At 28.7% G+C, this 24841-nt stretch carries 28 protein-coding genes; all 28 read left to right on the top strand.

The window, feature by feature from the left end:
* The first annotated feature begins 47 nt into the window (after positions 1-47).
* Positions 48-938, top strand: coding sequence for a site-specific tyrosine recombinase XerD (gene xerD / locus BQ9840_RS02275; RefSeq protein WP_077367643.1), 891 nt, complete (start codon positions 48-50; stop codon positions 936-938).
* Between the two features lie 10 nt (positions 939-948).
* Positions 949-1770 carry a purine-nucleoside phosphorylase gene (locus tag BQ9840_RS02270; RefSeq protein WP_077367641.1) on the top strand — a complete coding sequence of 274 codons (822 nt, stop codon included), beginning with the start codon at positions 949-951 and terminating at the stop codon, positions 1768-1770.
* A 17-nt stretch (positions 1771-1787) separates the two neighbouring features.
* On the top strand, positions 1788-3113 hold the full coding sequence (locus BQ9840_RS02265; protein WP_077370073.1) for a pyrimidine-nucleoside phosphorylase: 1326 nt from the start codon (positions 1788-1790) through the stop codon (positions 3111-3113).
* A gap of 118 nt (positions 3114-3231) precedes the next feature.
* Positions 3232-4401: a D-alanyl-D-alanine carboxypeptidase family protein gene (locus BQ9840_RS02260; protein ID WP_234978600.1), complete on the top strand. Its 1170-nt coding sequence runs from the start codon at positions 3232-3234 to the stop codon at positions 4399-4401.
* A gap of 88 nt (positions 4402-4489) precedes the next feature.
* On the top strand, positions 4490-5083 hold the full coding sequence (locus tag BQ9840_RS02255) for a site-2 protease family protein (RefSeq protein WP_200804849.1): 594 nt from the start codon (positions 4490-4492) through the stop codon (positions 5081-5083).
* Between the two features lie 10 nt (positions 5084-5093).
* Positions 5094-5828 (top strand): segregation and condensation protein A, encoded by a 735-nt coding sequence (locus BQ9840_RS02250; RefSeq protein ID WP_077367639.1) that lies wholly within the window; start codon positions 5094-5096, stop codon positions 5826-5828.
* 17 nt (positions 5829-5845) lie between these two features.
* Positions 5846-6379 (top strand): SMC-Scp complex subunit ScpB, encoded by a 534-nt coding sequence (gene scpB, locus BQ9840_RS02245; protein ID WP_077367638.1) that lies wholly within the window; start codon positions 5846-5848, stop codon positions 6377-6379.
* Between the two features lie 71 nt (positions 6380-6450).
* Entirely contained in the window at positions 6451-7005 is a 555-nt protein-coding gene (locus BQ9840_RS02240) for a DUF2953 domain-containing protein (RefSeq protein ID WP_077367636.1), read from the top strand.
* Positions 6977-7426, top strand: coding sequence for a GerW family sporulation protein (gene ytfJ, locus BQ9840_RS02235; protein WP_234978599.1), 450 nt, complete (start codon positions 6977-6979; stop codon positions 7424-7426). Before BQ9840_RS02240 ends, ytfJ begins: the two co-directional genes overlap by 29 nt.
* 60 nt (positions 7427-7486) lie before the next feature.
* On the top strand, positions 7487-8584 hold the full coding sequence (locus BQ9840_RS02230) for a D-alanyl-D-alanine carboxypeptidase family protein (RefSeq protein ID WP_097677455.1): 1098 nt from the start codon (positions 7487-7489) through the stop codon (positions 8582-8584).
* Between the two features lie 102 nt (positions 8585-8686).
* Positions 8687-9622 (top strand): sulfide/dihydroorotate dehydrogenase-like FAD/NAD-binding protein, encoded by a 936-nt coding sequence (locus BQ9840_RS02225; RefSeq protein WP_077367630.1) that lies wholly within the window; start codon positions 8687-8689, stop codon positions 9620-9622.
* 12 nt (positions 9623-9634) lie between these two features.
* Positions 9635-10909, top strand: a complete 1275-nt coding sequence (locus tag BQ9840_RS12800; RefSeq protein ID WP_097677454.1) for an FAD-dependent oxidoreductase — start codon at positions 9635-9637, stop codon at positions 10907-10909.
* A 30-nt stretch (positions 10910-10939) separates the two neighbouring features.
* Positions 10940-11647, top strand: coding sequence for a pseudouridine synthase (locus tag BQ9840_RS02215; RefSeq protein ID WP_200804848.1), 708 nt, complete (start codon positions 10940-10942; stop codon positions 11645-11647).
* A 194-nt stretch (positions 11648-11841) separates the two neighbouring features.
* The gene (locus tag BQ9840_RS02210; RefSeq protein ID WP_077367626.1) at positions 11842-12423 is read left to right on the top strand and encodes a class I SAM-dependent methyltransferase; all 582 of its coding nucleotides are present in this window, start codon (positions 11842-11844) and stop codon (positions 12421-12423) included.
* A 12-nt stretch (positions 12424-12435) separates the two neighbouring features.
* Positions 12436-13833: an oxaloacetate decarboxylase subunit alpha gene (locus tag BQ9840_RS02205; protein WP_077367624.1), complete on the top strand. Its 1398-nt coding sequence runs from the start codon at positions 12436-12438 to the stop codon at positions 13831-13833.
* Positions 13834-14000: 167 nt separating this feature from the next.
* Positions 14001-14210, top strand: coding sequence for a 4Fe-4S binding protein (locus BQ9840_RS02200; RefSeq protein WP_077367622.1), 210 nt, complete (start codon positions 14001-14003; stop codon positions 14208-14210).
* The gene (locus tag BQ9840_RS02195) at positions 14203-15339 is read left to right on the top strand and encodes a 2-oxoacid:acceptor oxidoreductase subunit alpha (RefSeq protein ID WP_077367620.1); all 1137 of its coding nucleotides are present in this window, start codon (positions 14203-14205) and stop codon (positions 15337-15339) included. The genes BQ9840_RS02200 and BQ9840_RS02195 overlap by 8 nt, the downstream gene beginning before the upstream one ends.
* Positions 15340-15342: 3 nt before the next feature.
* On the top strand, positions 15343-16152 hold the full coding sequence (locus BQ9840_RS02190; RefSeq protein WP_077367618.1) for a 2-oxoacid:ferredoxin oxidoreductase subunit beta: 810 nt from the start codon (positions 15343-15345) through the stop codon (positions 16150-16152).
* Between the two features lie 12 nt (positions 16153-16164).
* Complete coding sequence (locus BQ9840_RS02185; protein WP_077367616.1) at positions 16165-16722, top strand: 2-oxoacid:acceptor oxidoreductase family protein; 558 nt, start codon at positions 16165-16167, stop codon at positions 16720-16722.
* Positions 16712-17611 carry a MurR/RpiR family transcriptional regulator gene (locus BQ9840_RS02180; protein ID WP_077367614.1) on the top strand — a complete coding sequence of 300 codons (900 nt, stop codon included), beginning with the start codon at positions 16712-16714 and terminating at the stop codon, positions 17609-17611. The genes BQ9840_RS02185 and BQ9840_RS02180 overlap by 11 nt, the downstream gene beginning before the upstream one ends.
* 169 nt (positions 17612-17780) lie before the next feature.
* Entirely contained in the window at positions 17781-18392 is a 612-nt protein-coding gene (locus BQ9840_RS02175; protein ID WP_077367612.1) for a histidine phosphatase family protein, read from the top strand.
* 1 nt (position 18393) lies between these two features.
* The gene (locus BQ9840_RS02170; protein ID WP_077367610.1) at positions 18394-19617 is read left to right on the top strand and encodes an NAD(P)/FAD-dependent oxidoreductase; all 1224 of its coding nucleotides are present in this window, start codon (positions 18394-18396) and stop codon (positions 19615-19617) included.
* 81 nt (positions 19618-19698) lie between these two features.
* Entirely contained in the window at positions 19699-20145 is a 447-nt protein-coding gene (locus BQ9840_RS02165) for a hypothetical protein (RefSeq protein WP_077367608.1), read from the top strand.
* Positions 20146-20195: 50 nt separating this feature from the next.
* Positions 20196-20561: a chorismate mutase gene (gene aroH, locus BQ9840_RS02160; protein ID WP_077367606.1), complete on the top strand. Its 366-nt coding sequence runs from the start codon at positions 20196-20198 to the stop codon at positions 20559-20561.
* Between the two features lie 51 nt (positions 20562-20612).
* A complete protein-coding gene (cmk, locus tag BQ9840_RS02155; RefSeq protein WP_097677453.1) occupies positions 20613-21272 on the top strand; it encodes a (d)CMP kinase in 660 nt (219 codons plus the stop codon).
* 3 nt (positions 21273-21275) lie between these two features.
* On the top strand, positions 21276-21854 hold the full coding sequence (locus tag BQ9840_RS02150) for a lysophospholipid acyltransferase family protein (RefSeq protein ID WP_077367604.1): 579 nt from the start codon (positions 21276-21278) through the stop codon (positions 21852-21854).
* A gap of 22 nt (positions 21855-21876) precedes the next feature.
* On the top strand, positions 21877-23844 hold the full coding sequence (locus BQ9840_RS02145) for a bifunctional 4-hydroxy-3-methylbut-2-enyl diphosphate reductase/30S ribosomal protein S1 (RefSeq protein ID WP_077367602.1): 1968 nt from the start codon (positions 21877-21879) through the stop codon (positions 23842-23844).
* A 152-nt stretch (positions 23845-23996) separates the two neighbouring features.
* Positions 23997-24779 (top strand): CheR family methyltransferase, encoded by a 783-nt coding sequence (locus BQ9840_RS02140; RefSeq protein ID WP_077367600.1) that lies wholly within the window; start codon positions 23997-23999, stop codon positions 24777-24779.
* Positions 24780-24841 lie beyond the last annotated feature (62 nt).

Below are 24841 nucleotides of genomic sequence, written 5' to 3'. Positions count from 1 at the left end.
TTTTATGGAATTTATATATAGAAACTAGAGAACAAAGGAGAATTTTTATGGATGAGGTTATTTACGGTTATAGTTGCTATTTAAAAGATGAAAGAGAATTATCCCAAAACACATTAGAATCGTATATTAGGGATTTGGAGCAATTTAAGGAATACCTAAATAGTAATAGTTCTTTTGATTTAATGAGCGCTAATAAAACCATAATAATTACGTATTTAATGTATTTGCAAAAAGATGGCAAAGCTACTTCAACTATATCTCGAAATCTTGCTTCTATAAGATCTTTTTATCAATATTTAATTAATAAAGATTTTATAAGAGAAGATCCTACTTATAATCTTCATTCACCTAAGGGAGAAAGGAAAGTACCTGATATTCTTACACCAAAGGAGGTTGATTTGTTACTTTCACAACCGGATGTTGGTGACTTTAAAGGTTCAAGGGACAAGGCTATGTTGGAATTATTATATGCAACTGGGATAAGAGTTTCAGAATTGATAGATTTAAATATTAATGATATAAATTTTGAAATAGGATATATAGCCTTAAGAGGAGATAGTTTACAAGAAAGGGCTATACCAGTTGGAAAACTTGCAATAGATAGTCTTAAACTATATATTAATGAGTATAGATCACAAGTATTAAGAAATGTTAGAGAAACAGCTGTTTTTTTAAATTTTCAGGGAAAAAGATTGACAAGACAAGGTTTTTGGAAAATAATAAAGTATTATACAGGAAACACTAACATAAACAAAAAGATTACTCCACAGACATTAAGACATTCATTTGCAGTTCATTTGCTACAAAATGGAGCTGATTTAAAGTCAGTTCAAGAGATGTTAGGCCACTCTGACATTTCAACAACACAAATGTATTCATTTGCAACTAATGACAAGAAACTTAGAGAAGTTTATAAAAAAGCACATCCAAGAGCATAGGAGGGTAAATATGAACTTATTAGATAAGATTAATGAAAGTAAAGAGTATATAATGACAAAGTTAGATAAAAAACCAAAAGTAGGTATGATTTTAGGGTCTGGATTAGGAGATATGGCAGAGAAAATTGAAAAGCCAATATATATAAATTATAATGAAATACCTAATTTTCCTGTATCTACAGTAGAAGGCCATAAAGGTAGATTGGTAATAGGTAATTTGGAAGGAAAAGTAGTTGTAGCTATGCAAGGAAGGTTTCATTTTTATGAAGGTTATGAATTAGAGGAAGTGACTTTTCCAATTAGGGTTATGAAAGCTATAGGAGTTGAAACTATTTTGGTTACCAATGCAGCAGGGGGAGCTAATAAAGACTTCAATCCAGGAGATTTAATGTTAATTACTGACCATATTAACTTTACAGGTAAAAACCCACTGCTTGGTAAAAATTATGATGAATTGGGGCCTAGGTTTTTAGATATGTCTAAAGCATACGATACTAAACTTATGGATATAGCTAAAAAAACAGCTAATGATATAGGCATTAGCCTAAGAGAGGGAGTTTATATGTGGTTTTCAGGCCCAACATATGAAACACCTTCAGAAGTCAAGTTAGCAAGTATTCTAGGAGCGGATGCTGTAGGGATGTCTACAGTTCCAGAAGTTATAGTAGCAAGGCATGGCGGTATGAAAGTTTTAGGAATATCTTGTATTACTAATATGGCAGCAGGAATATTGGATCAGCCACTTAATCATGAAGAAGTAGTTGAAACATCTGCAAGAGTAAAAGAAACCTTTCAAAGTTTAGTTATGGGAATTGTTAAGAATATTGATTAGAGGTGAACAGTATGACTTTGAGAATGTATGATATTATAAAAAATAAAAGAGATGGCATTGAACTTAGTACAAAAGAAATAAATTTCTTTATTGAGAACTATACTAGTGGAAATATACCAGATTATCAGGCTGCAGCGTTATTAATGGCTATTTACTGTAATAAAATGAATAAAAGAGAAACATTAGATTTAACAAAAGCAATGATTAATTCTGGTGATACTGTTGATTTATCCCATATCAAAGGAATAAAAGTGGACAAACATAGTACAGGTGGAGTTGGAGATAAAACTACAATTGCCCTTGGACCAATGGTAGCTTCGTGTGGTATACCTTTTGTAAAAATGTCTGGTAGAGGATTGGGACATACTGGTGGAACACTTGATAAATTAGAATCAATTAAGGATTTTAAAGTTGAGTTGTCTAGTAAAGATTTTTTTGAAGCTGCTAATAATATAAATATTGCTATTTGTAGCCAAACCGCCAATATTACACCAGCAGATAAAAAACTTTATTCTCTAAGAGATGTTACTGCTACAGTAGAAAACATATCATTAATAGCAGGTAGTATTATGAGTAAAAAATTAGCTATAGGTTCAGATGCAATAGTTTTAGATGTAAAAGTTGGAAGTGGTGCTTTTATGAAAGATTTAGATAGCGCTCTTACATTAGCAAAAGAGATGGTAGACTTAGGAACTGGATTTGGAAGAGAAACGGTTGCTATAGTAACAAATATGGATGAACCTTTAGGTTATGCAGTAGGTAATGCACTAGAAGTAAAAGAAGCAATTGAAACATTAAAGGGAAATGGTCCAAAAGATTTTTATGAGCTATGTTTGAGTTTAGGTACTAAGCTATTGTTATTAGCTAAGAGATGTGAAAATGAATCAGAAGCTCGAGAATTGTTAATCGATACTGTTGATTCAGGAAGAGCTTATAAAAAGTTACTAGAATTTGTAGAAAACCAAGGTGGAGACATTAGTTACATTGAAAATACAAAATTACTTCCTAAAGCGAATTATATAGTAGAAGTTAAAAGTGATACAGATGGTTTTATAAAATCGATGAATGCTGAAAAAGTTGGTGAATGTTCATTGATTTTAGGTGCGGGCAGAGAGACAAAAGAATCAAAAATAGACTTATCCTCAGGAATTGTTTTAAATGTAAAAGTTGATGATGAAGTAAAAAAAGGTGATGTTCTTGCATATGTTCATGGTAACAATATTGAAAAAGTAAATGAAGTAAAAGATTATTTAAAAGACATTATTTTTATAGGGGAAAAAAATAGTAAAGAGAAGAAGCTAATATATGCAGAAGTGACTAAAAATGGAACAAGGCTTTTTTAAGCCTTGTTTTTTGGTGAAAATTAGTATTTCATTTTATTACCTCCATTACAAACTGTTCGTATAACTAAGTATTAAATGGTTAAGATAAATATAAATAAAAAACAGAGGAGGTAATAAAGTGTATTTTATATTCAAAAATAGAAAATATTTTTCATGTTTTCTAGGGATTATAATAGTTTTTACATCAATTAATTTAGCTTTTGCAGAACCTTCCTTAGATATAAAAGGTAAGTCTGCAATTCTTATGGATTTCAATACAGGTGAAATACTTTATGAAAATAATTCTAATGAAAAACTACCTCCAGCCAGCATAACTAAAATAATGGTTCTTTTAATTGCTATGGAATCAATTGAAAAAGGGGTAATTAAACTCACGGATGAAGTAGTAGTAACATCGAATGCTGCTGGCATGGGTGGTAGTCAAGTATATCTTGAAGAAGGAGAAATACAAACAGTTGAAAGTTTGTTAAAAGCCATATGTTTAAGATCAGCTAACGATGCAAGCGTAGCGCTAGCTGAACATATATCAGGAAGTGAAGAAATTTTTGCAAAAAAAATGAATGAAAGAGCAACTCAATTAGGTATGAAAAACACAAATTTTAAAAATGTATCAGGGTTACCATCAGAGGATCATTATACTACTGCTTATGATATTGCATTGATGAGTAGGGAGCTTTTAAAACATCCTAAAATTCATGAGTGGTTAACATTATGGATGGCAGAAATGAAAGTTGGTAAGAATAAAGATGTTGTTCAAGGTTTAGTTAACACCAATAGACTTGTTAAGGAATATGAAGGAGCTAATGGTGTAAAAACAGGTTTTACAAATGAAGCAGGATTTTGCCTTTCTGGATCAGCAAAACGTGGTAATTTACAATTGATTTCTGTTATAATGGGATGTGAAACAAGTAAGTTAAGATTTGAAGAGACTAAGAGAATGTTAGATTATGGTTTTGCTACTTATGATTCTGTAACTATAGGTAAAAAAGGAGATGTAGTTGGGAAAATTTTACTTGAAAAAGGGAAGAAAAATGAGGTTAATGTTATTTTTGAAAAAGATGTGTTTGTATTATTGCCTAAAGGATCCCAATCAAACCTTGGAAGGGAATATATATTACCTAAGTCTTTGATTGCTCCCATCGAAAAAAACAGTAAATTAGGTGAATTGGTTATAACATTGGATGGAAAAATAGTTGATAGAATCAATTTAGTATCTAGTGAAACTGTAGAAAGTGCTAATTTTGCAGATATGTTTAAAGTGATGTTTAACAACTTGATACATAAATAAAAAAAGGATATTTTAGCTAGATATATTTGAGTTTTTGAATAATTAATTATACAATATATCTAGCTTATTTTGAAGGTGAGGGTTGGACATGCTATACGATAAACTAATAGCTATACCAGGCTTATTTATTGCAATTATTTTTCATGAACTAGCTCATGGGTATACTGCATACAAATTAGGTGATCCTACTGCAAAACAAGCAGGTAGATTAACATTAAATCCCATTGCACATATGGATCCTATAGGTTTTTTGAGTATGCTTATTTTTAGATTTGGTTGGGCGAAACCTGTACCCATTAATCCCATGTATTTTAAAAGGCGAAAATTAGATACTATATTGGTATCTATTGCAGGGCCTATATCTAACTTCATAATGGCAATAATTTCAGGTTTTATAGTTTCTAGTGGTATAATAAGAAATAGCATAATCTTAGAAATTCTTGTAATTACCTTATGGTATAATATAATGCTTGGGGTATTTAATTTACTACCATTTCCACCATTAGATGGCTCTAAAATACTTGCGAGCTTATTGCCTACAAGGTATGAGTACATGTTTTATAAATACGAAAAACCTCTCCACTTAATATTAATTATTTTAATTATTAGTAACACAATTGATAAAATGTTGAGTCCATTAATAAATATGAGTTTAAATTTAATTCTTAAGATAATTGGTTAGGGGTATAGAAATGGATTATAAAATTGTTTTAGAAACCTTTGAAGGACCTTTAGATTTGCTTTTACATTTAATTGAAAAGGCAAAAGTCGATATATATGATATACCTATTAGTGATATTACCGATCAGTACATGGATTATTTAAATAACATGAAGGAATTAGATTTGGAAATAGCTAGTGATTTTTTAGTGATGGCTTCAACTTTGTTAGAAATAAAATCAAAGATGCTATTGCCAGCAAAAAACAATGAAAATGAAGATAGACAGTTAGAAATGGAAGAAATTGATCCTAGAATTGAATTGGTTAGAAGATTAGTTGAGTATAAAAAATATAAAAAAGTTGCAGAAGAACTAAAAATACAGGAAATAAATCAAAATAAAGTTTTTTACAAACCAAAGGAAGAATTTGCTTATACGAAAGAAGAAGATTTAGAACTAGAGAACCTCAATGTAGATGAATTAGTAAAAGTTTTAAATAAAGTATTATCTAAAAGAGATAAAAAATCTAAACCTATAAATATTGATGAAATACAAAGAGACGAAATAACATTAGAAGAATGCATAAATAGAATTAAGAGTGAATTAAATGAAAAAGAAAAAATTTTGTTTAGTAGTTTATTTGATGAAAATTCTTCTCGTTCTGAAATAATAGGTACATTTTTATCAATTTTAGAATTAACTAAATCAAAATATATAAAGGTAAAACAAGAAAATAACTTTTCTGATATTGTTATTATTAAGATATGATTAAAGAGGTGCCATTTATGGATAAAAAGGAAATTAAAGCAATAATAGAATCCTTACTATTTATGTGGGGAGACCCGTTAAATTTAAAAGATATTTCTTTGATTCTAGAAATAAATGAAGAAGAAGTAAGGTCAATAATTGATGAAATGATAGATGAATTTAATTATGAAAGAAGAGGTATAAAAATAATACAAATTGATGACAGTTATCAAATGAGTACTAGATCAGAGCATTTTGAATGGATTAAAAAATTGTATAATCCTAAATCAAATAAGACTCTATCTAGTGCAGCATTAGAAACTTTATCAATAGTGGCTTACAATCAACCAATAACTAAAAATGAAATAGAAATGATAAGAGGAGTTAGATGTGATAAGGCTTTGGATACCCTTTTGGAAAAAGGTATAATAGAAGAAAAAGGTAGATTAGAGAGAACAGGTAGGCCAATAATTTATGGTACTACAAAAGAGTTTTTAAAGTACTTTGGCTTAACTTGTTTAGAAGACTTACCATCCTTGGAAGAGTTTGAAGTAGATATTGAAGAAGAATAATACATATTGTATTATTCTTCTTGTTTTTTGGAGACAATAAAAATAGTTATTTATAGTAATGGGGTGAATTTATGTATTGGGTTTTTATTGTTATGCTATTGATAATCACCATTTTTTTGTCTCCAATATATATAAAAATTCAATTTAATTGGAATAAAACTTTTAAGGCTAAAATTAATTTCACATTTTTGTTTGGTTTAATAAAACGTAGTATTTACTCTAAAAAAGAAAACATTAAAGATGCTAATGATAAAAATATAATAGTTAGATTTAAAAAAATAAAAAAAGTGTATAAAGTTAACAAAAAATATATTAAATATTTTTTAGATAGATGTGAAATAGTAGAATTAAAATGGATAACAAAATATGGTTTTGAGGATGCTGCTGTTACAGGGATTACAAATGGAGTATTTTGGTCTGTTAAGAATACTGTACTAGGAGTATTTTTAAACAATAGAAAAGTAAAAGATATTTATATTAATGTAATACCAGATTTTGAAGAAAAAAATTTCGAAATGGATTTTAATTGTATAATTAAAATCAAAACTGTTTATATTATTATTGTAAGCTTATATGTATTAATTACAAAAAAAGGTGGTGAAAAAATTGCCAGATCATCCTATTGAAGCTCTTATGAAAACAACTATGACGAGTTTGAAAGATATGGTGGATGTGAACACTATAGTTGGTGATCCTGTGCAATCTCCTGATGGATTAGTGATAATTCCAATATCTAAAGTATCTTTTGGATTTGCCTCTGGAGGTACTGAGTTTAATACTATGTTTAAAAAAGGTAAAAGGGAAGATAATAGTAATGAAGAAGGAAAGTTACCTTTTGGAGGTGGTACAGGAGCTGGAGTATCAGTTCAACCAGTAGCGTTTATGGTAGTAGGCAAAAATCAAATGAAATTGTTGCCAGTTGATGAAGGAAGTAACGCTTTAGGAAACTTATTTGATTTAATAGGAAAGTTAGCAACTAATCTTACTAATAAAGAGAATCAAGATGTAAATACATCAAATTATGATTCGACAATAAATCCCAGCTAAGAAGCAGATAAATTCTGCTTCTGTTATTTATTTGGATTTAAGATGAATGGAGGAAGCCATTTGCGAATTAAAACTGTATTAATATTAATTACAATCGTATTATTTATAAGTTCTATATCTTATTGCACTGAACCAGATATAAGTGCACAGAGTGCAATACTAATGGATACTATATCTGGGAGGGTTCTTTTTGATTATAATTCACAAGAAAAACTACCAATGGCAAGTACGACTAAGATAATGACAGCTTTAATAGGGATAGAAAATGGTAATATGGATGATATTGTTAAAATAAATAAAGATTCAGTAGGTATTGAAGGTTCAAGTATATATTTATATGAAGATGAGGAAATAAGTAAAAAAGATTTGTTATATGGATTAATGTTAAGGTCAGGTAATGATTCTGCTGTTGCTATTGCTAAACATATTGGTGGGGATGTAGGTAGTTTTATTGAAATGATGAATATGCGTTCTAAAGAAATAGGTGCTTTAAATACAAATTTTGTTAATCCTCATGGACTTGAAGACAAAAATCACTATACTACTGCCTATGATTTAGCCTTAATAACAAAAGAAGCTTTAAAATCAAAAGAGTTTAGGGAAATTGTAAGTGCAAAAACTTGGGTAGCAAATAGAGATAAAAATAACTATTTTTATAATAAAAACAAAACTCTTTGGCAATACGATGGTGGTGATGGTGTAAAAATTGGTTATACTAAAAGTGCAGGTAGATGTTTAGTTTCAAGTGCTACAAGAAAAGGTATGCAACTTATTGCCGTAGTTTTAAATGATGGTAATTGGTTTAATGATTGTTATAAGTTATTTGACTATGGATTTGATAATTATGAATCTATTATTGTGTACGATAAAGGTCAGTTTATTAAAAATTTGAAAATTAAAGATGGAAATGAGGAGTACTTACCTGTAATTACAGAGGATATCTGTACATTACCCTTAAAGGAAGACGAGAAAGAAAAAATAAAGGTAGTAATACATTTACCTGATGAATTAGAGGCACCAATTATAAAAAATACAAAAGTTGGAAGGATTGAAGTGTATTTAGATGGAGAAATGATGTATACAACTAATTTGATATCTAAATATGAAGTTAAGAAGATTAACTTCTTTGAAAAGCTATTGAGGAGCCTAGATAAATAGGCTCTTTTTTTATATTTTATTGAGTAACATTTAATAATTATGTAACATATTATAAAAATATTAATATTTTATTAATAGGTGGTAAAAAAAGGGGGATAAGGCATGTCTAATACTTACAAATGTATTGATGCAGGAAGTGAGTTTTGTCCATGTCATTTAGCAGAGACTATGGATTGTATATCTTGTTCTCAGTTACAAGGGAAGAATACTTGTGATTGTGGTTGGAATGGTGTATGTATTTTAAATGAATTTTATATGAACAACAAAAAAGTAAATGGCAGTAGAAAAGCTTATAGTGGTTATGTAATATTAAATAAAGAAATATATTCAAATGTTTTTATGCTTAAGATAAAAACTGACAAAAACCTTGTAAAACAATTGAATAGGTCAGGTTCTTATGTACTATTAAAAGCTATCGATAAAGATTATTTTTATAATGTACCTATGTCAATTTTGGATTTAGATGGGGATGAATATTTTTATATAGTATATAAAAACAAAGGAAGTAAAACGAAATCATTAGATAAAGTTGAAATTCTTGATATAAAAGGTCCATATTGGAATGGCATACAGGGAATAAATTATTTAAAGCAAGTAAAAAATTCCAATTGCTTGGTTATAGCAAGGGGGATAGGCCAATCATCAGTAGTATTACCAATTAGAGAAATGATTAGAAATAGCAACAAAATATTTTTGTTTTTGGATAGTGGAAACATGAATTTAGATTATGCTTTAGATTTTTTAAATGATGATTTGACTGTTATCAAAGGAGATTTATATAAAGATAGTCAAAAGATACAGGAATTAATAATAAATAATAACATTAAATTAGTATTTTCTTCTGGTTCAGATTTAGTTCATAATCACATAATTAATTTAATTAAAGATGTAAATGAAAATATTAATTATATGACTAGTAACAACAGTACAATTTGTTGTAGTGAAGGGATATGTGGTTCTTGTATAAGAAGAATTGAAACAGGTAAAAAAGTTAGAATGTGTAAAAGTCAATTAAATCCTAAGAAATTATTTAGTTAGGGGGGGATTATTTTGGATACTGTTGTAATAATTGGAGGAGGATGGGCAGGTTGTGCAGCAAGTATTAGGGCAAAAAAAATGGGGGCAAAAGTTGTATTGATTGAAAGAACGGATATGCTTTTAGGTTTAGGTAATGTTGGTGGTATTATGAGAAATAATGGAAGATATACTGCCACTGAAGAAAACATTCATTTAGGTGCTAGTGAATTGTTTGAAATTACAGATATGTATTCAAGACATAAAAATTTAGATTTTCCTGGTCATAAACATGCTAGCCTTTATGATGTTACCAAAATTGAACCAGAAGTGAGAAGATTGCTTACGAACTTAGGAATAGAAGTGTTATTAAAAAAGAGAGCGATAGATGTTATAATAAACAATAGAACTATAGAAGGAATAGTCTTAAATGATGATAGTGTAATTTATGGAGATGTGTTTATTGAGACAACTGGGTCTACAGGACCTATGGGAAATTGTTTACGATATGGGAATGGTTGTTCTATGTGTATATTAAGATGTCCAACTTTTGGTCCGCGAATAAGTATTAGTGAAAAAAGTGGTGTTGATGATTTAATGGGTAAAAAGAAAGATGGTACATTTGGAGCTTTTAGTGGTTCTTGTAAATTAAATAAGGATTCATTAAGTTTTGAAATAAGAAATGAATTGGATGAAAAAGGAGTAGTTGTTCTTCCTGTGCCAAAAGAAGATATACATTTAGATAAACTAGATAAAAAAGTATGTCAGCAATATGCTTTAAAAGAGTATGCAGAAAATATTATTTTGCTAGATACAGGTCATGCAAAGATGATGACAACATTCTATCCTTTAGAAGATTTAAGGAAAATACAAGGTTTAGAAAATGCAAGATATGAAGATCCTTATTCTGGAGGTATAGGCAATTCTGTTAGATATTTATCTATGGCACCTAGAGATAATGCTATGAAGGTAATAGGAGTAAATAACTTGTTTTGTGGAGGAGAAAAAGCAGGACTATTTGTAGGGCATACAGAAGCAATTACTACTGGTAGTCTAGCAGGGTATAATAGTGTTAGAATGATTAGGGGAGAAGAACTTTTAGAACTCCCTAGGACGCTTGCTGTAGGAGATATTATTGCATATGAAAACGAGATGATACAAAAAGAAGAAGGACTTAGAAAAAGATATACATTTGCTGGTAGTGATTATTTTATTAGGATGAAAGATTTAAATCTTTATTCAATTGATAGAGATGCTATTCAGGAGAGAGTGAAGAAAAATAAACTACTAAATATTTATAATAGAATTTAGAATTAATTAAGAAAAAGAAAGGGGTAAATTATGAGGTTACAAAAGTATATGGCAAAGTGTGGAGTAGCTTCTAGAAGAAAGTCAGAAGAAATAATTTTATCAGGAAGAGTTAAGGTAAATGGAAAAACTATTAGTGAGTTAGGAACAACTATAATTCCAGAAAACGATATTGTGTCGGTAGATGAAAAGATAATCAAACTAGAAGAAACAAAAGTTTATATAATGTTAAATAAGCCTACTGGATATGTTACTACTTTGAAAGATGAATTTAATAGAAAAAAGGTTATTGATTTAATTAAAGGAATAGATGAAAGAGTATATCCGGTAGGAAGACTTGACTATGATACATCAGGATTACTTATTTTAACTAATGATGGAGATTTAACCTATAAATTGACACATCCTAGTTATGAGATTGTTAAGACATATTTGGCGAAGGTTGAAGGTGTACCTAATGAAGGAGAGCTAGTTAGATTTAGAAATGGTTTAAAAATAGAAGATTATATTACATCTAAAGCAGAAATTAATATATTAAAAGAATATAAAAACAGCTCTCTTTTAGAAATTAAAATTCATGAGGGGAGAAATAGACAGGTAAGGAAAATGTGTGCTTCAGTTAATCATCCAGTATTAGAGCTAAAAAGGATTTCCTTTGGTGGAATTAATATGGGTAATCTTAAACAAGGATGCTGGAGATTTTTAACTAAAAACGAAATTGATTTTCTAAAGAAACTTTAAAAACTTTAGTATTTTACTAAAGTTTTTAAAGTTTTGTTATAATAGTGATTTACCCTTTAAAAAAAGTTCTATATTGATTATAATATAGTTGTTAATTAAAAGAATATAAATTTAATACTATGTTAATTTAAAAACAATAAGAATTTAAGCAATTTTCTTGATTTTACGGTAGTAACATATATGGAGTTGATAAAATGGATTATAAATACTTTAAAAATGCAGTAGAAATAACAAAAATGATTATGGAGAAAACTATTTCTCCAGGAAATACTGTAATTGATTGTACAGTTGGCAAAGGAAATGATACAATAAACTTGGCAAAATTAGTAGGACCTCATGGCAGGGTTTATGGTTTTGATATCCAAAAAACAGCTATAAAACTTTCTGAAGAAAAGCTAAAAAATGAAAACTTACTAGAAAGGGTAATTCTTATTAATGATGGTCATGAAAACCTTTCCAAGCATATAAGTGTAAGTGAAAATGTGAGTTTTGTTGTTTTTAATTTAGGCTATCTTCCTGAAGGTGATCATAGTATAATAACCAAAACTGAAACTACTTTGATTGCTTTAAAAGAGTCACTAAGTATTTTAGTTCATGGTGGTATTCTTCTTGTAACCTGCTATCCAGGTCATGATGGTGGGCGAGAAGAAATGGAGAATGTAGAGAAGTTTTTGTTAAATTTAAATCAAAAAGAATATAGTACTTTAAAGTTTCAATTCATCAATCAAATTAACAATCCGCCAATACTATATGGCGTAGAAAAAAATAATTATTAGGAGGCGTTTTAATTGGCTGGTGTAAAAATAACAGATACAGTACTAAGAGATGCCCATCAATCATTAATCGCTACAAGAATGAAAACGGAGGATATGCTACCTATTGCTGAAAAACTAGATGAAGTAGGATACTATTCTCTAGAAGTTTGGGGTGGAGCAACTTTTGATTCATGTTTAAGATTTTTAAATGAGGATCCATGGGAAAGATTAAGAAAATTAAGGAGCGTTTTCAAGAAAACTAAGTTACAAATGCTTCTTAGGGGACAAAATTTATTAGGCTATAAACATTATTCTGATGATGTTGTAGAAGAATTTGTTAAGAAAACTATTGAGAATGGGATAGATATAATAAGAGTATTTGATGCATTGAATGACCCAAGAAACCTAAAAACTTCTATTAAAGCAACTAAAAAAGCAGGTGGACATGCACAAGCTGCAATCTCTTATACTACTAGTCCAGTACATAATATAGATTATTATGTAAAATTGGCTAAAGAACTTGAAAAAATGGGGGCAGATTCTATTTGTATAAAAGATATGTCTGGGATTTTGCTTCCTTATACTGCATATGAATTAGTTGGCAAATTAAAATCTGAAATTAAAATACCTATTCAGATACATTCCCACTTTACTAGTGGTATTGCAAATCAAACATATATGAAAGCAATAGAAGCTGGAGCAGATGTTATAGATACAGCTATTTCTCCATTAGGTATGGGTACAAGTCAACCAGCAACTGAATCTATGATTGTTTCACTAAAAGGTTCACAATATGATCCTGGTCTAGATTTAAATTTACTTTTAGAGATAGCTGATTATTTTAAAGATTTGAGAGAAAAATATAAAAAAGAAGGATTATTGAATCCAAAGGTATTAGAAGTTAATGCAAAAACATTAAAGTACCAAGTTCCTGGAGGGATGCTATCAAATTTAGTATCTCAATTACAAAGTCAAGGAGCATTGGATAAATTTGAACAAGTATTAGAGGAAGTACCTAGAGTTAGGGAAGACTTAGGATATCCACCATTAGTTACTCCTATGAGTCAAATAGTAGGTACTCAATCTGTATTTAATGTTGTTTTAGGCGAAAGATATAAAATGGTACCAACAGAAGCTAAAAACTATGTTAAAGGGTTATATGGTAAACCAACTGTTCCAATAAAAGAAGAGATTAGAAAGAAAATAATTGGCGATGAAGAAGTATATACTGGTCGTCCAGCAGATTTAATGGAACCTGAATTGGATAAGCTGAGAAAAGAAATATCGGAATACATCGAACAAGATGAAGATGTATTATCTTATGCATTATTTCCACAAGTAGCAATTAATTATTTTAAATACAGACAAGCAGAAAGATATAAAATTGATACAAATTTACTGAATGAAGAATTTAAAACTTATCCAGTATAAATAAAAATATTAAAAGGCCTTTTTGGCCTTTTAAATTGAATATACATGAAGCAAAACTTGCAAAAAAACATTTTTTCAACAAAATATGAAATAAATCTTGCAATTATCATTCTAATTTGTTATTATTTAAGTAGAAAAAAACATTTACATATAAGGGGGAAAAGACAGTGCCTGAACAGACTTTAAAAGTGCTACAAGTTAATAAAAAATGGTGCAAAGGTTGTGGCATATGCGTAGCATTTTGTCCTAAGAATGTTCTAGAAATTAAGGACGGTAAAGTAAATATTAAAGATGAAGAATCTTGTATTAAATGCGGACAGTGTGAATTAAGATGTCCAGATTATGCTATTTATCTAGGAGGTAAATCAAATGACTGATAGAGTTGTGAAACTTATGCAAGGAAATGAGGCTTGTGTGGAAGGGGCTATCGCTGCAGGTATGAGATTTTATGGAGGATATCCTATTACACCATCAACTGAAATTGCAGAGTTATCAGCAGAGAAACTTCCTAGAGTTGGTGGTAAATTTATTCAAATGGAAGATGAAATTGCAAGTATGGGTTCAGTTATAGGTGCTTCATTGGCTGGCTTAAAAGCTATGACAGCTACAAGTGGACCTGGTTTTTCATTAAAGCAAGAAAATATTGGATATGCTGCAATAACTGAAATACCTTGTGTAATCGTTAATGTTCAAAGAGGAGGACCAAGTACAGGGTTACCAACCTCTCCTGCTCAAGGGGAAGTTATGCAAGTTAAGTGGGGAACTCATGGAGATCATCCTATGATTGCGTTAACGCCTTCATCTGTAAGAGAAACTTATGATTTAATTATAAGGGCATTTAATTTAGCTGAAAAATATAGAACTCCAGTTATACTTTTAATGGATGAAGTTGTTGCACATATGAGAGAGAAAATCGAGATACCAAATAAAGATGAAATTGAAATAATTAACAGAAAAAAACCTGAAAGTGGATTAGATGAATATAATCCATATGAAGTAAAAGAAGGAGAATACGTTTCACCAATGGCAGTTTTTGGTGATGGTTATAGATTTCATGTAACAGGATTAGTTCATGATAAAACAGGATTTCCAACAACTAATCCAAAATTAGCTGAAGAATTAGTTACTAGATTAGTAAATAAGGTTGAAGATAATGTTGATGATATAGTTACTTATGAAGATTATAAATTAGATGATGCTGAAATAGCTATTGTAGCTTATGGCGGAACTGCTAGATCAGTAAAAAGTGCTGTAGATGCAGGAAGAGATGAAAATATTAAAGTTGGAATGTTTAGACCAATAACTATGTGGCCGTTCCCTAGGAAACAAATTGAGGAATTATCTAAAAAAGTTAAGAAGGTAATAGTTGTAGAAATGAATATGGGACAATATTTCCTTGAAGTAGATAGAATAGCTGGAAAACATACTGAAGTCATAAAGTACGGACGAGTTAATGGAGAGTTAATAACTCCTGAAGAAATCCTAAAAATAGTTAAGGAGGGCTAAAAGTTGACCAGTGAATTAGTTGAAAAATATTATAGAACAAATCGATTACCACATATTTGGTGTCCAGGTTGTGGAAATGGAATAGTAACAAATGCAATAGTTAGAGCGATAGATAATTTAAAGTTAGATAAAAATAAAGTCTGTATAGTTTCAGGAATTGGATGTTCTTCAAGAGCTTCTGGATATCTAGATTTTAATACTATACACACTACTCATGGAAGGGCACTGTCTTTTGCAACTGGAATTAAGATGGCTAATCCAGAATTAACTGTTATTGTTATAACAGGAGATGGTGACTCTGCTGCTATAGGGGGAAATCATCTTATACATGCTTGCAGAAGAAACATTGATATTACAACTGTTGTTTTTAATAATAATATCTATGGTATGACAGGTGGACAGTATTCTCCAACTACACCAACAGGTGATAAAGGGACAACTGCACCTTATGGCAATATTGATAACAATTTTGACCTATGTAATTTAGCAATTGCTGCTGGTGCAACTTTTGCAGGTAGAGCAACTGTTTATAATCCAAACTTAATAACAAAATTAGTAGAAGATGGCATTCAAAATAAAGGGTTTTCTTTTGTAGAATCAGTAACACTTTGTCCAACTTATTATGGAAGGAAAAACAAGAAAGGTGAAGCAGTAGACATGATGAAATTTTTAAAAGACAATTCCATTAACGTGGTTGCTGCTCAAAAATTAAGTAAAGAAGAAATTAAAAACAAAATAATAGTTGGTCAATTGCATAGTGAAAGTAAGCCTGAATATACTGATGAATATCAAAGAATAATTGACTATTTTTAAAGGAGAGATATTATGGAGCATCATGAATTAAGGTTAAGCGGTTCTGGAGGACAAGGACTTATTTTAGCTGGTATAATATTAGCAGAGGCTGCTCTTTATGATGGAAAAAACGTAGTTCAATCTCAATCCTATGGTCCTGAAGCTAGAGGTGGTGCTAGTAAGGCTGAAGTAATAATTAGTGAAGATGATATAAATTATCCAAAAGTAAGAGATTGTAATATTCTTCTAGCATTGACTCAAGTAGCATGTGATAAATATATAGATGGATTAAATGAAGGTGGAGCTTTAATATTAGATAGTAGTATTAAGAATGTTCCAGAGAGAGATGATATAAATATATTCCGTGTACCTATTCTAGAAACGGCAAAAGAAAAATTAAACAGACCAATGGTTGCAAATATTGTTGCCTTAGGTACTATTTATGAATTAACAAAGGTTGTAAGTAAGGAGTCTTTAGAAAAAGCTGTATTAAGTAGAGTTCCAAAGGGAACAGAAGAACTAAACAAAAAAGCTTTAGAAGAAGGTTTTAATTTAATAAAAACTCATAAGGAAGAGTGTTATGCAAAATAATGCTGATTTAATAAAGTTAATACAATATAACTTTACTAAATTTAGTAAAAGTCAAAAATTAATTGCAGATTATATTTTAGACAATTATGATAAAGCAGCCTTTATGACTGCAGCAAAACTAGGTACAACAGTTGGCGTTAGTGAGTCAACTGTTGTTAGATTTGCAAATACTTTAGGATATACTGGTTACAGAGAATTACAAAGTGACTTACAAGAGCTTATAAAGAATAAATTAACTACAGTACAAAGAATATCACTAACAGATGAATACTCAAATAAAGAAAATTTACTTAAAAGAGTTTTTAAAAAAGATGTATCAAATATAAGCAAAACCTTTGAAGAATTAGACTATAGTGTATTTGGTCAAGCAGTAGAGGCTATTTTAAAAGGAAAAAGAGTTTATATTTTAGGTCTTAGAAGCTCATCGTTTTTAGCAGGATACTTAGGTTTTTATTTAAATTTTATATTAAGTAATGTAAAAACGGTAACTGCAGGTCCAAGCGATATATTTGAGCAACTCTTAAAAGTAACTTCAAAAGATGTTGTGATAGGTATTAGTTATCCAAGATACTCTACTAGAACTCTTGAAGCTCTAAAGTATGTTAAAGAAAAAGGTTCTACAGTAATAGGTATAACAGATAGTCTACTTTCTCCAGCAGCTCAAATTTCAGATATAACATTGCTTGCTAGTAGTAATATGGTTTCTTTTGTTGACTCATTAGTAGCACCTATGAGTTTGATTAATGCACTAATAATTGCTGTTGGTATGGAAAAACGAGAAGATATAACTACCTATTTCGAAGACTTAGAAGGAATATGGAAGAAATATAGCGTATATGATAATGTAAATAGTAAAGAAATATTAAATAATAATAAATCTAAAAAATAAAAGCTTACAAGCTTTTATTTTTTAGATTTATACTCATAATTGAGATTATCATATATGATATATAATTATATAAAACAAATTACAAAAATCATAACAAATATATTATAATAACTATAAATGAAACAAATAAAAATTATGGATATAATAATAAAACGAAAGGAGTTAATGTATGCAAAAAATATATTTAGTTAGACACGGCCAGTCAGAATGGAATTACCAAAGAAAAGTTCAAGGACAACAAGATATACTTTTAACAGAGTTAGGAAAAATTCAAGCAAAAAAATTAGGCTCTAGATTAAAAAATGAAGAAATTGATTTAATATACTCAAGTGATTTAAAAAGAGCATATGAAACTGCTACTATAATAGGAAATGAACTAGATAAAAAAGTAAATAAATTAGAATGCTTTAGAGAAATTGCATTTGGAAAATGGGAAGGAAAAACCATTGAATACTTAAATGAAACAAGTGAAAAAGAACACGATATATGGCTTAGACAACCACATAAATTTAATATGGAAGGTGCTGAAACTTTATATCAACTTCAAAAAAGAGCAATGCTAGGTGTAAATAAAGTTATAGATGAAAACCCTAATAAAAATATATTAATAGTATCCCATGGTGCTACGCTAAAAACAATAATATTAGGATTACTAGATATAGACATTAAATATTATAACAAATTGACATTAGGCAATGTAAGTTTAAGCATTGTTGAATTTAGGGATTATAATAGAGTTTTAAAATTGTTAAATGACACTAACCATTTGAGGGAGGAATAAAATGAATGAGAAAGTTGCTGTTATAGGTGGTGGACCAGGAGGAATTATAGCGGCTGGTTTTGCTGGTTCTAGAGGAAAAAATGTAGTGCTAATTGAGAAAAATGATAAATTAGGAAAAAAGCTTTATATAACTGGTAAAGGAAGATGTAATATTACTAATAGTTCTCCAATAGAAGATTTCTTTGATAATATAATTACAAACAGTAATTTTCTGTATAGTTCCCTATATAGTTTTACTAATGATGATATTATAAATCTTCTTAATACTTATGGCTTAGAAACTAAAGTTGAAAGAGGAAATAGAGTTTTTCCCGCTTCCAATAAATCTAGTGATGTAATAAAAGTTTTTAATCGATTTTTAAATGATAAGAATGTTAAAATTAAACTCAATACAGAAGTTAAAACTATTAAATATGTAGAAGGAAAATTTGTGATTACATTTTCAAATAATATTAGTGAGAAATTTGATAGTGTAGTAATCGCTACAGGAGGTAAATCTTATCCGGTAACTGGTTCAACCGGGGACGGTTTTATCTTTGCAAAAAATTTTGGTCATACTATTACTCAGTTAAAACCAGCTTTAGTACCTTGTGAAGTAAATGAAGCATGGATCAAAGAATTACAGGGTTTAGCACTTAAAAACGTTACTCTTTCAGCATATATAAAAAACAAGAAAGTATTTGAAGAATTTGGAGAAATGCTTTTTACACACTTTGGAATATCGGGACCAATAGTTTTAACTATGAGTAATAAAATTAATAAATACGAAAAAGAGAAAATCAAATTTAAAATTGATTTAAAACCAGCATTATCTTATGAAAAGTTAGATAAAAGAATTTTAAGAGATTTTAACCAATATAATAATAAACAAATTAAAAATGGTCTTAATGATTTATTACCTAATAGCTTAATTCCTGTAGTATTAAAACTTTCACATATAGACGAAACAAAAAACATAAATCAAATAACAAAAGAAGAAAGAGAGAATCTTGTAAATATAATAAAGGGTTTAGAACTAAGTTTTTCTAGATTTAGACCAATTGAAGAAGCTATAGTAACGTCTGGAGGAGTTTCAACTATAGAAATAAATCCATCTACTATGGAATCTAAGATTATAAAAGGCTTGTTTTTTGCAGGAGAAGTAATTGATGTAGATGCGTTAACGGGAGGTTTTAATCTACAAATCGCATATTCGACTGGTTATTTAGCTGGAACAAATTGCTAATCAAGAGTTTTCTTCCTATATACATTATTTTATCAAACATTACATAAAATATAAATACAAGTATATTTTAGGGAGGAAATTATGAACAATTTATTTAATAAGATTGAAAAACTTATTTTAAGCATTACAATTATTTGTTTTATATTATTAATAGGTGTACAATTTATAAATGTAAATGATGAAAATGTAATTAATACTAGCCAATTTATGAAAAATGATAAATATATACCTATAATTAATAAAAAAAACACCGATAAAGGCATTTTAATAATCAAGCTATTAGATGATGAATATAATGAAGTTAATATATTGGTAAATGGAGAACCAGCAGGTGATTTTAAAAAAGATAATGAAATAAAAATTAAAGTTTGTGAAAATGATTTAGTAGAAGTTGACGGAACAGCTTATATGGATAAAGTAAAAGTTAAATTACAAGGTATAAGTAAAAATGTAAATAACCCAAAATTAGATACGGTTATTACCACATCTCAAAGCATAGAGATATTAGGTAAAGTAAGATTAAAATAGCTTGAGAGATTCGCTGTTTTAATATATAATTAATAAGGAAAGTGATAAATATGAATACTGTTGCTATAAGAGGAGCAATTACAGTTGAACAAAACACAAGTGAAGATATTTTAAATAATACAACTGAATTAATTAAAGAAATTGAAAAAAGAAATAATATTGAAAAAAGCAAAGTAATAGGAATTATATTCTCATCAACTAAAGATTTAAATACTGAATATCCTGCAAAAGCTGCAAGAGCTATGGGATATTTGAATACAGCTTTAATGTGTTTTAACGAAATGGGAGTTAAAGGTGGTTTAAATAAATGTATTAGGTTAATGATGTTGTATAATTCTAATCAAAACCAAGAAGAAATAAAACATATTTATTTAAAAGGTGCAAAAATTCTAAGGCCTGATTTAGATAAAGAGTAGGCAAAAAACCACCTTAATGGTGGTTGTAATTTTGTAACAAGGAGGATACTAATGGATAGGATTATTTCCATAGCAATAGATGGTCCAGCTGGTTCTGGAAAAAGTACTATTTCAAAATTAATATCTCAAAAGTTAAATATAGAATATATAGATACTGGAGCTATGTATAGAGCATTTACTTTAAAGATTTTAAATAAAAAAATATCTTTAGATGACTCAGAAAAAATATTATCAGAAATAAACAATACGATTATTGATTTTAAGGATAATCACATATACTTAGATGGAGAAATAGTAGACAAGCAGATAAGAGAAAATATAATAAACCAAAATGTATCATATATTGCAAAAATAAAAGAAGTAAGATATAGAATGGTAGAATTACAAAGAGAAATTGCTAAAAACAAAAGTGTAATTATGGATGGTAGAGATATTGGAACTGTTGTACTTCCAGATGCTACTTATAAATTTTTCATTATTGCTAGTGTTGATGAAAGAGCTAAACGTAGATATAAAGAGCTAGCCAATGAAGGTGAAATAAATATAACATTAGAACAAGTAAAAAAAGAATTAAAAATGAGAGATAAAATAGACAGTACTAGAGATGTTGCACCACTTGTTAAGGCAAAAGACGCAATAGAAGTAGACACAACAGAAAAAAATATTGAAGAAAGCGTAAATACTATTCTTGAAATAATTCAGGGGAGGTAAAATATGCTTTTTTATAAAATATGTTATTGTATTGGGAATGCTATCTTTAGAATTGTCTTTAGATTCAATGTTAATGGAAAAGAGAATATACCAAAAGAAGGTAGGATTATTGTTTGTTCTAATCATATCAGTAATTTTGATCCTCTGATATTAGGATTATCTATGCCAAGACAAATTAGATTTATGGCAAAAAAAGAACTATTTAAAAATACTTTCTTGGATAAATTTTTAAGCTCACTTGGAGCATTCCCTATAGATAGGCAGGGTGCAGATTTATCTGCAATTAGAACTTCTATAAATATTTTAAAAAATGAAGAGGTATTAGGTATTTTCCCTGAAGGAACAAGGGTTTTTAAGGAAGATATAAATAAAGCTAAACCTGGAATTGGTATGATTGCAATAAAAGGAAGGTCTCCAGTAGTACCTGTATTCATAAATTCAAAATATAAATTATTTAGTAAAGTAAATATTACTATTGGAAAACCTTTATATTTTAATGATTATTATGATAAGAAATTAAATAAAGAAGATTATACTATTATAAGTCAAAATATTTTAAAAGCAATATATTCCTTGAAATAAATATATATAGGAGGAAATTGGTTTGAGAATAATAATGGCAGAAAATGCAGGCTTTTGTTTTGGGGTAAAAAGAGCTGTTGAAATAACTGAAAATGTTTTAAATCAAAATCATGATGATAATATTTTTTCTTTAGGCCCATTAATACACAATAGCCAAGTAGTAGAAAAATATGAAAAAAAAGGCCTTAAGGTTTTAGAAAATATAGACCATGTTCAAAATGCAAATGTAATAATAAGAGCTCATGGAGTACCTTTAAAGACATATGAGATATTAAAGGATAATGGAAATACTATAATAGATTGTACATGCCCACATGTAAAAGCAGTCCATAAAAAAGTTGCAGCTTATAATAACAAAGGGTATCAGGTTATAATAGTAGGAGATAAAGAGCATGCAGAAGTCATTGGTATTAATGGATTTTGTAATAATAAAGCTATTATTATAAATAGTACAGAAGAAGTTGAGAAGTTACCTAAATTAAACAAGATATTTATTGTATCACAAACAACAAATAGACAAGAAAAATTTAATAATATAATTGAAATAATTAAAGAAAAAAGTAATGAAGTGGAAATATTTAATTCTATTTGTAATGCGACTAATCTAAGACAAAAATCTTGTGAAAAAGTAGCAAAAGAAGCTGAAGCAATGATTGTTATAGGAGGTTATCACAGTTCTAATACTAATAAATTAGTTGAAGTTAGTAAGAAATTTTGTGAAAATGTATTTCATATAGAAACAATTGATGATTTACCTTTGATTAATTTTAAAAAATTTAATACAATTGGAATAACAGCAGGTGCTTCAACACCTGATTGGATAATTAAGGAGGTTATTAATAAGATGGAAAATATGAACAATGAAGAAATGATAAAAGCTATAGAGGATTCACTCGTTAGGTTGCATCGTGGTGAAATTGTAAAAGGTAAAGTAATTCAAGTAACAGAAAACGAAGTTATGGTAAATGTTGGATACAAATCAGATGGAATTATTACAAAAGATGAACTTTCTTATGATCCTGATATCAAACCTGAAGAACTATACAATATAGGAGATGAAATAGATGTATATGTTCTAAGACTTGATGACGGAGAAGGAAATGTATTACTATCTACTAAAAGAATTGAATCTATAAAGAGTTGGGATGATTTAGAAAGCGCTTATAATAACAAAGAAAAAGTTAACTGTAAAGTAACTGAAGTTGTTAAAGGTGGAGTATTGGCAGTTGTAGAGGGACTAAATGCATTTATACCTGCATCATTATTGTCAACATCTTATGTAGAGGACTTAAATGAATACAAAGGTAAGAAGTTAATAGTATTGGTTGCAGACTTTGATAGAGATAAAAAGAGAATTATACTTTCAAGAAAAGAAGTAGAAAAGGAAGAATTAGAAGAAAGAAAAGAAAAGTTGTGGAACAGTCTTGAAGTTGGTAAAATAGTTGAAGGTAAAGTAATGAGATTAACTGATTTTGGTGCATTTGTTGATATAGGCGGAGATGATGGACTTATCCATATATCTGATTTAGCATGGAGAAGAATAAAACATCCATCTGAAATTGTAAAAGAAGGACAAAATGTTGAAGTTCAAATATTAGATTTCAATAAGGCAAAAGGAAGAATTTCTTTAGGTTTAAAACAAACTATGCCTGAACCTTGGGAAGTTTTTATGGATAAGTATAGTGTAGGAGACATTGTTGATGGTACTGTTGTTAATTTACAAGACTTTGGAGCTTTTGTAAAACTTAATGTAGGTGTAGATGGACTTCTTCATGTATCACAAATTTCTAATGAACATGTTAATAAGCCATCAGATGTTTTAAAATTAAATGATAAAGTAACAGTAAAAATAATAGATATAAAAGAAGATGATAGAAGAATTAGTTTAAGTATAAAAGAAATATTAAACGATAAAGCAAAATCTGAAGAATATGTTAATGAAAATGAAGAATTAGAACCTACTATTGAAGAAATAATTAAAGATAACTAAAGTGTATTGGGGTTGATGTATAAAATAGTTTTTTTTGTTTAAAATAATAGAGACCTCGTCAATACATCAAAACCCCCTTTACACAAATCTGTGGCTTTTAGCCACAGTTCTTTTTATATATTATTTAAAATAAAATACGAAGGGGTTGAACAATGGATAAATACGAACTTTTTAAAAAACAAATAAATGAATTAATAGATATTGATTTAAATTACTACAAAGAAAAACAAATGAAAAGAAGAATAACTTCTTTATTTACTAGAAATAATTTCGAAGATTTTGATGATTATTTTCAAGGATTAAAGACTGATAAAAAATTATTAAGTGAGTTTATTAACTACCTTACTATTAATGTTTCAGAATTTTATAGAAATCCATTACAATGGACAACCTTAGAACAAGAGATATTACCAGACATGATTAAAAGAATCAATAGGGTACCTAAAATATGGAGTAGCGCTTGTTCTACAGGAGAAGAACCTTATTCAATTGTTATGCTACTTTCTAGATTTTTTGATTTAAAAGATATAAAGATATTAGCTACAGATATAGATGAAGAAGCCATAAATAAAGCTAAATTAGGTATTTACAGTGAAAAATCACTAGAAAATTTACCTCAAGATTTTAAAAAGAAGTATTTTGTACCTATTGAACGTTCATATAAAATAGTAGATGATATAAAAAAATGTGTTGAGTTTAAAAATATTGACCTTTTAAAAGATTCCTTTCCAATGAATCAAGATATAATTATTTGCAGAAATGTTATGATATATTTTACTGAAGAAGCTAAACAATTATTGTATAAAAAATTTCACGATAGCCTGATAAAGGATGGGATATTGTTTGTTGGTAGCACTGAACAAATAATACTCCCTGAAAGATATAATTTTAAACCTGTTAAAACTTTTTTCTATAAAAAAGCATCCACTATATAAATCTATAATAAATATTTAGGGCCGCTAAGTAATTCAATTTTATGTTATAATATAAATATCAT

The sequence above is a fragment of the Anaerosalibacter sp. Marseille-P3206 genome, assembly GCF_900155565.1.
GTDB lineage: Bacteria > Bacillota > Clostridia > Tissierellales > Sporanaerobacteraceae > FUHM01.
The sequence above is the reverse complement of the archived record's forward strand: the minus strand, read 5'-3'. Positions and strand labels throughout refer to the sequence as shown.

What these genes read in the sequence shown, in the direction of transcription:
- xerD (WP_077367643.1), top strand. Translation starts at nt 48, where the DNA reads ATGGATGAGGTTATTTACGGTTATAGTTGCTATTTAAAAGATGAAAGA.
- BQ9840_RS02270 (WP_077367641.1), top strand. Translation starts at nt 949, where the DNA reads ATGAACTTATTAGATAAGATTAATGAAAGTAAAGAGTATATAATGACA.
- BQ9840_RS02255 (WP_200804849.1), top strand. Translation starts at nt 4,490, where the DNA reads ATGCTATACGATAAACTAATAGCTATACCAGGCTTATTTATTGCAATT.
- BQ9840_RS02250 (WP_077367639.1), top strand. Translation starts at nt 5,094, where the DNA reads ATGGATTATAAAATTGTTTTAGAAACCTTTGAAGGACCTTTAGATTTG.
- scpB (WP_077367638.1), top strand. Translation starts at nt 5,846, where the DNA reads ATGGATAAAAAGGAAATTAAAGCAATAATAGAATCCTTACTATTTATG.
- BQ9840_RS02240 (WP_077367636.1), top strand. Translation starts at nt 6,451, where the DNA reads ATGTATTGGGTTTTTATTGTTATGCTATTGATAATCACCATTTTTTTG.
- BQ9840_RS02225 (WP_077367630.1), top strand. Translation starts at nt 8,687, where the DNA reads ATGTCTAATACTTACAAATGTATTGATGCAGGAAGTGAGTTTTGTCCA.
- BQ9840_RS02215 (WP_200804848.1), top strand. Translation starts at nt 10,940, where the DNA reads ATGAGGTTACAAAAGTATATGGCAAAGTGTGGAGTAGCTTCTAGAAGA.
- BQ9840_RS02210 (WP_077367626.1), top strand. Translation starts at nt 11,842, where the DNA reads ATGGATTATAAATACTTTAAAAATGCAGTAGAAATAACAAAAATGATT.
- BQ9840_RS02195 (WP_077367620.1), top strand. Translation starts at nt 14,203, where the DNA reads ATGACTGATAGAGTTGTGAAACTTATGCAAGGAAATGAGGCTTGTGTG.
- BQ9840_RS02185 (WP_077367616.1), top strand. Translation starts at nt 16,165, where the DNA reads ATGGAGCATCATGAATTAAGGTTAAGCGGTTCTGGAGGACAAGGACTT.
- BQ9840_RS02180 (WP_077367614.1), top strand. Translation starts at nt 16,712, where the DNA reads ATGCAAAATAATGCTGATTTAATAAAGTTAATACAATATAACTTTACT.
- BQ9840_RS02175 (WP_077367612.1), top strand. Translation starts at nt 17,781, where the DNA reads ATGCAAAAAATATATTTAGTTAGACACGGCCAGTCAGAATGGAATTAC.
- BQ9840_RS02170 (WP_077367610.1), top strand. Translation starts at nt 18,394, where the DNA reads ATGAATGAGAAAGTTGCTGTTATAGGTGGTGGACCAGGAGGAATTATA.
- BQ9840_RS02165 (WP_077367608.1), top strand. Translation starts at nt 19,699, where the DNA reads ATGAACAATTTATTTAATAAGATTGAAAAACTTATTTTAAGCATTACA.
- aroH (WP_077367606.1), top strand. Translation starts at nt 20,196, where the DNA reads ATGAATACTGTTGCTATAAGAGGAGCAATTACAGTTGAACAAAACACA.
- cmk (WP_097677453.1), top strand. Translation starts at nt 20,613, where the DNA reads ATGGATAGGATTATTTCCATAGCAATAGATGGTCCAGCTGGTTCTGGA.
- BQ9840_RS02150 (WP_077367604.1), top strand. Translation starts at nt 21,276, where the DNA reads ATGCTTTTTTATAAAATATGTTATTGTATTGGGAATGCTATCTTTAGA.
- BQ9840_RS02140 (WP_077367600.1), top strand. Translation starts at nt 23,997, where the DNA reads ATGGATAAATACGAACTTTTTAAAAAACAAATAAATGAATTAATAGAT.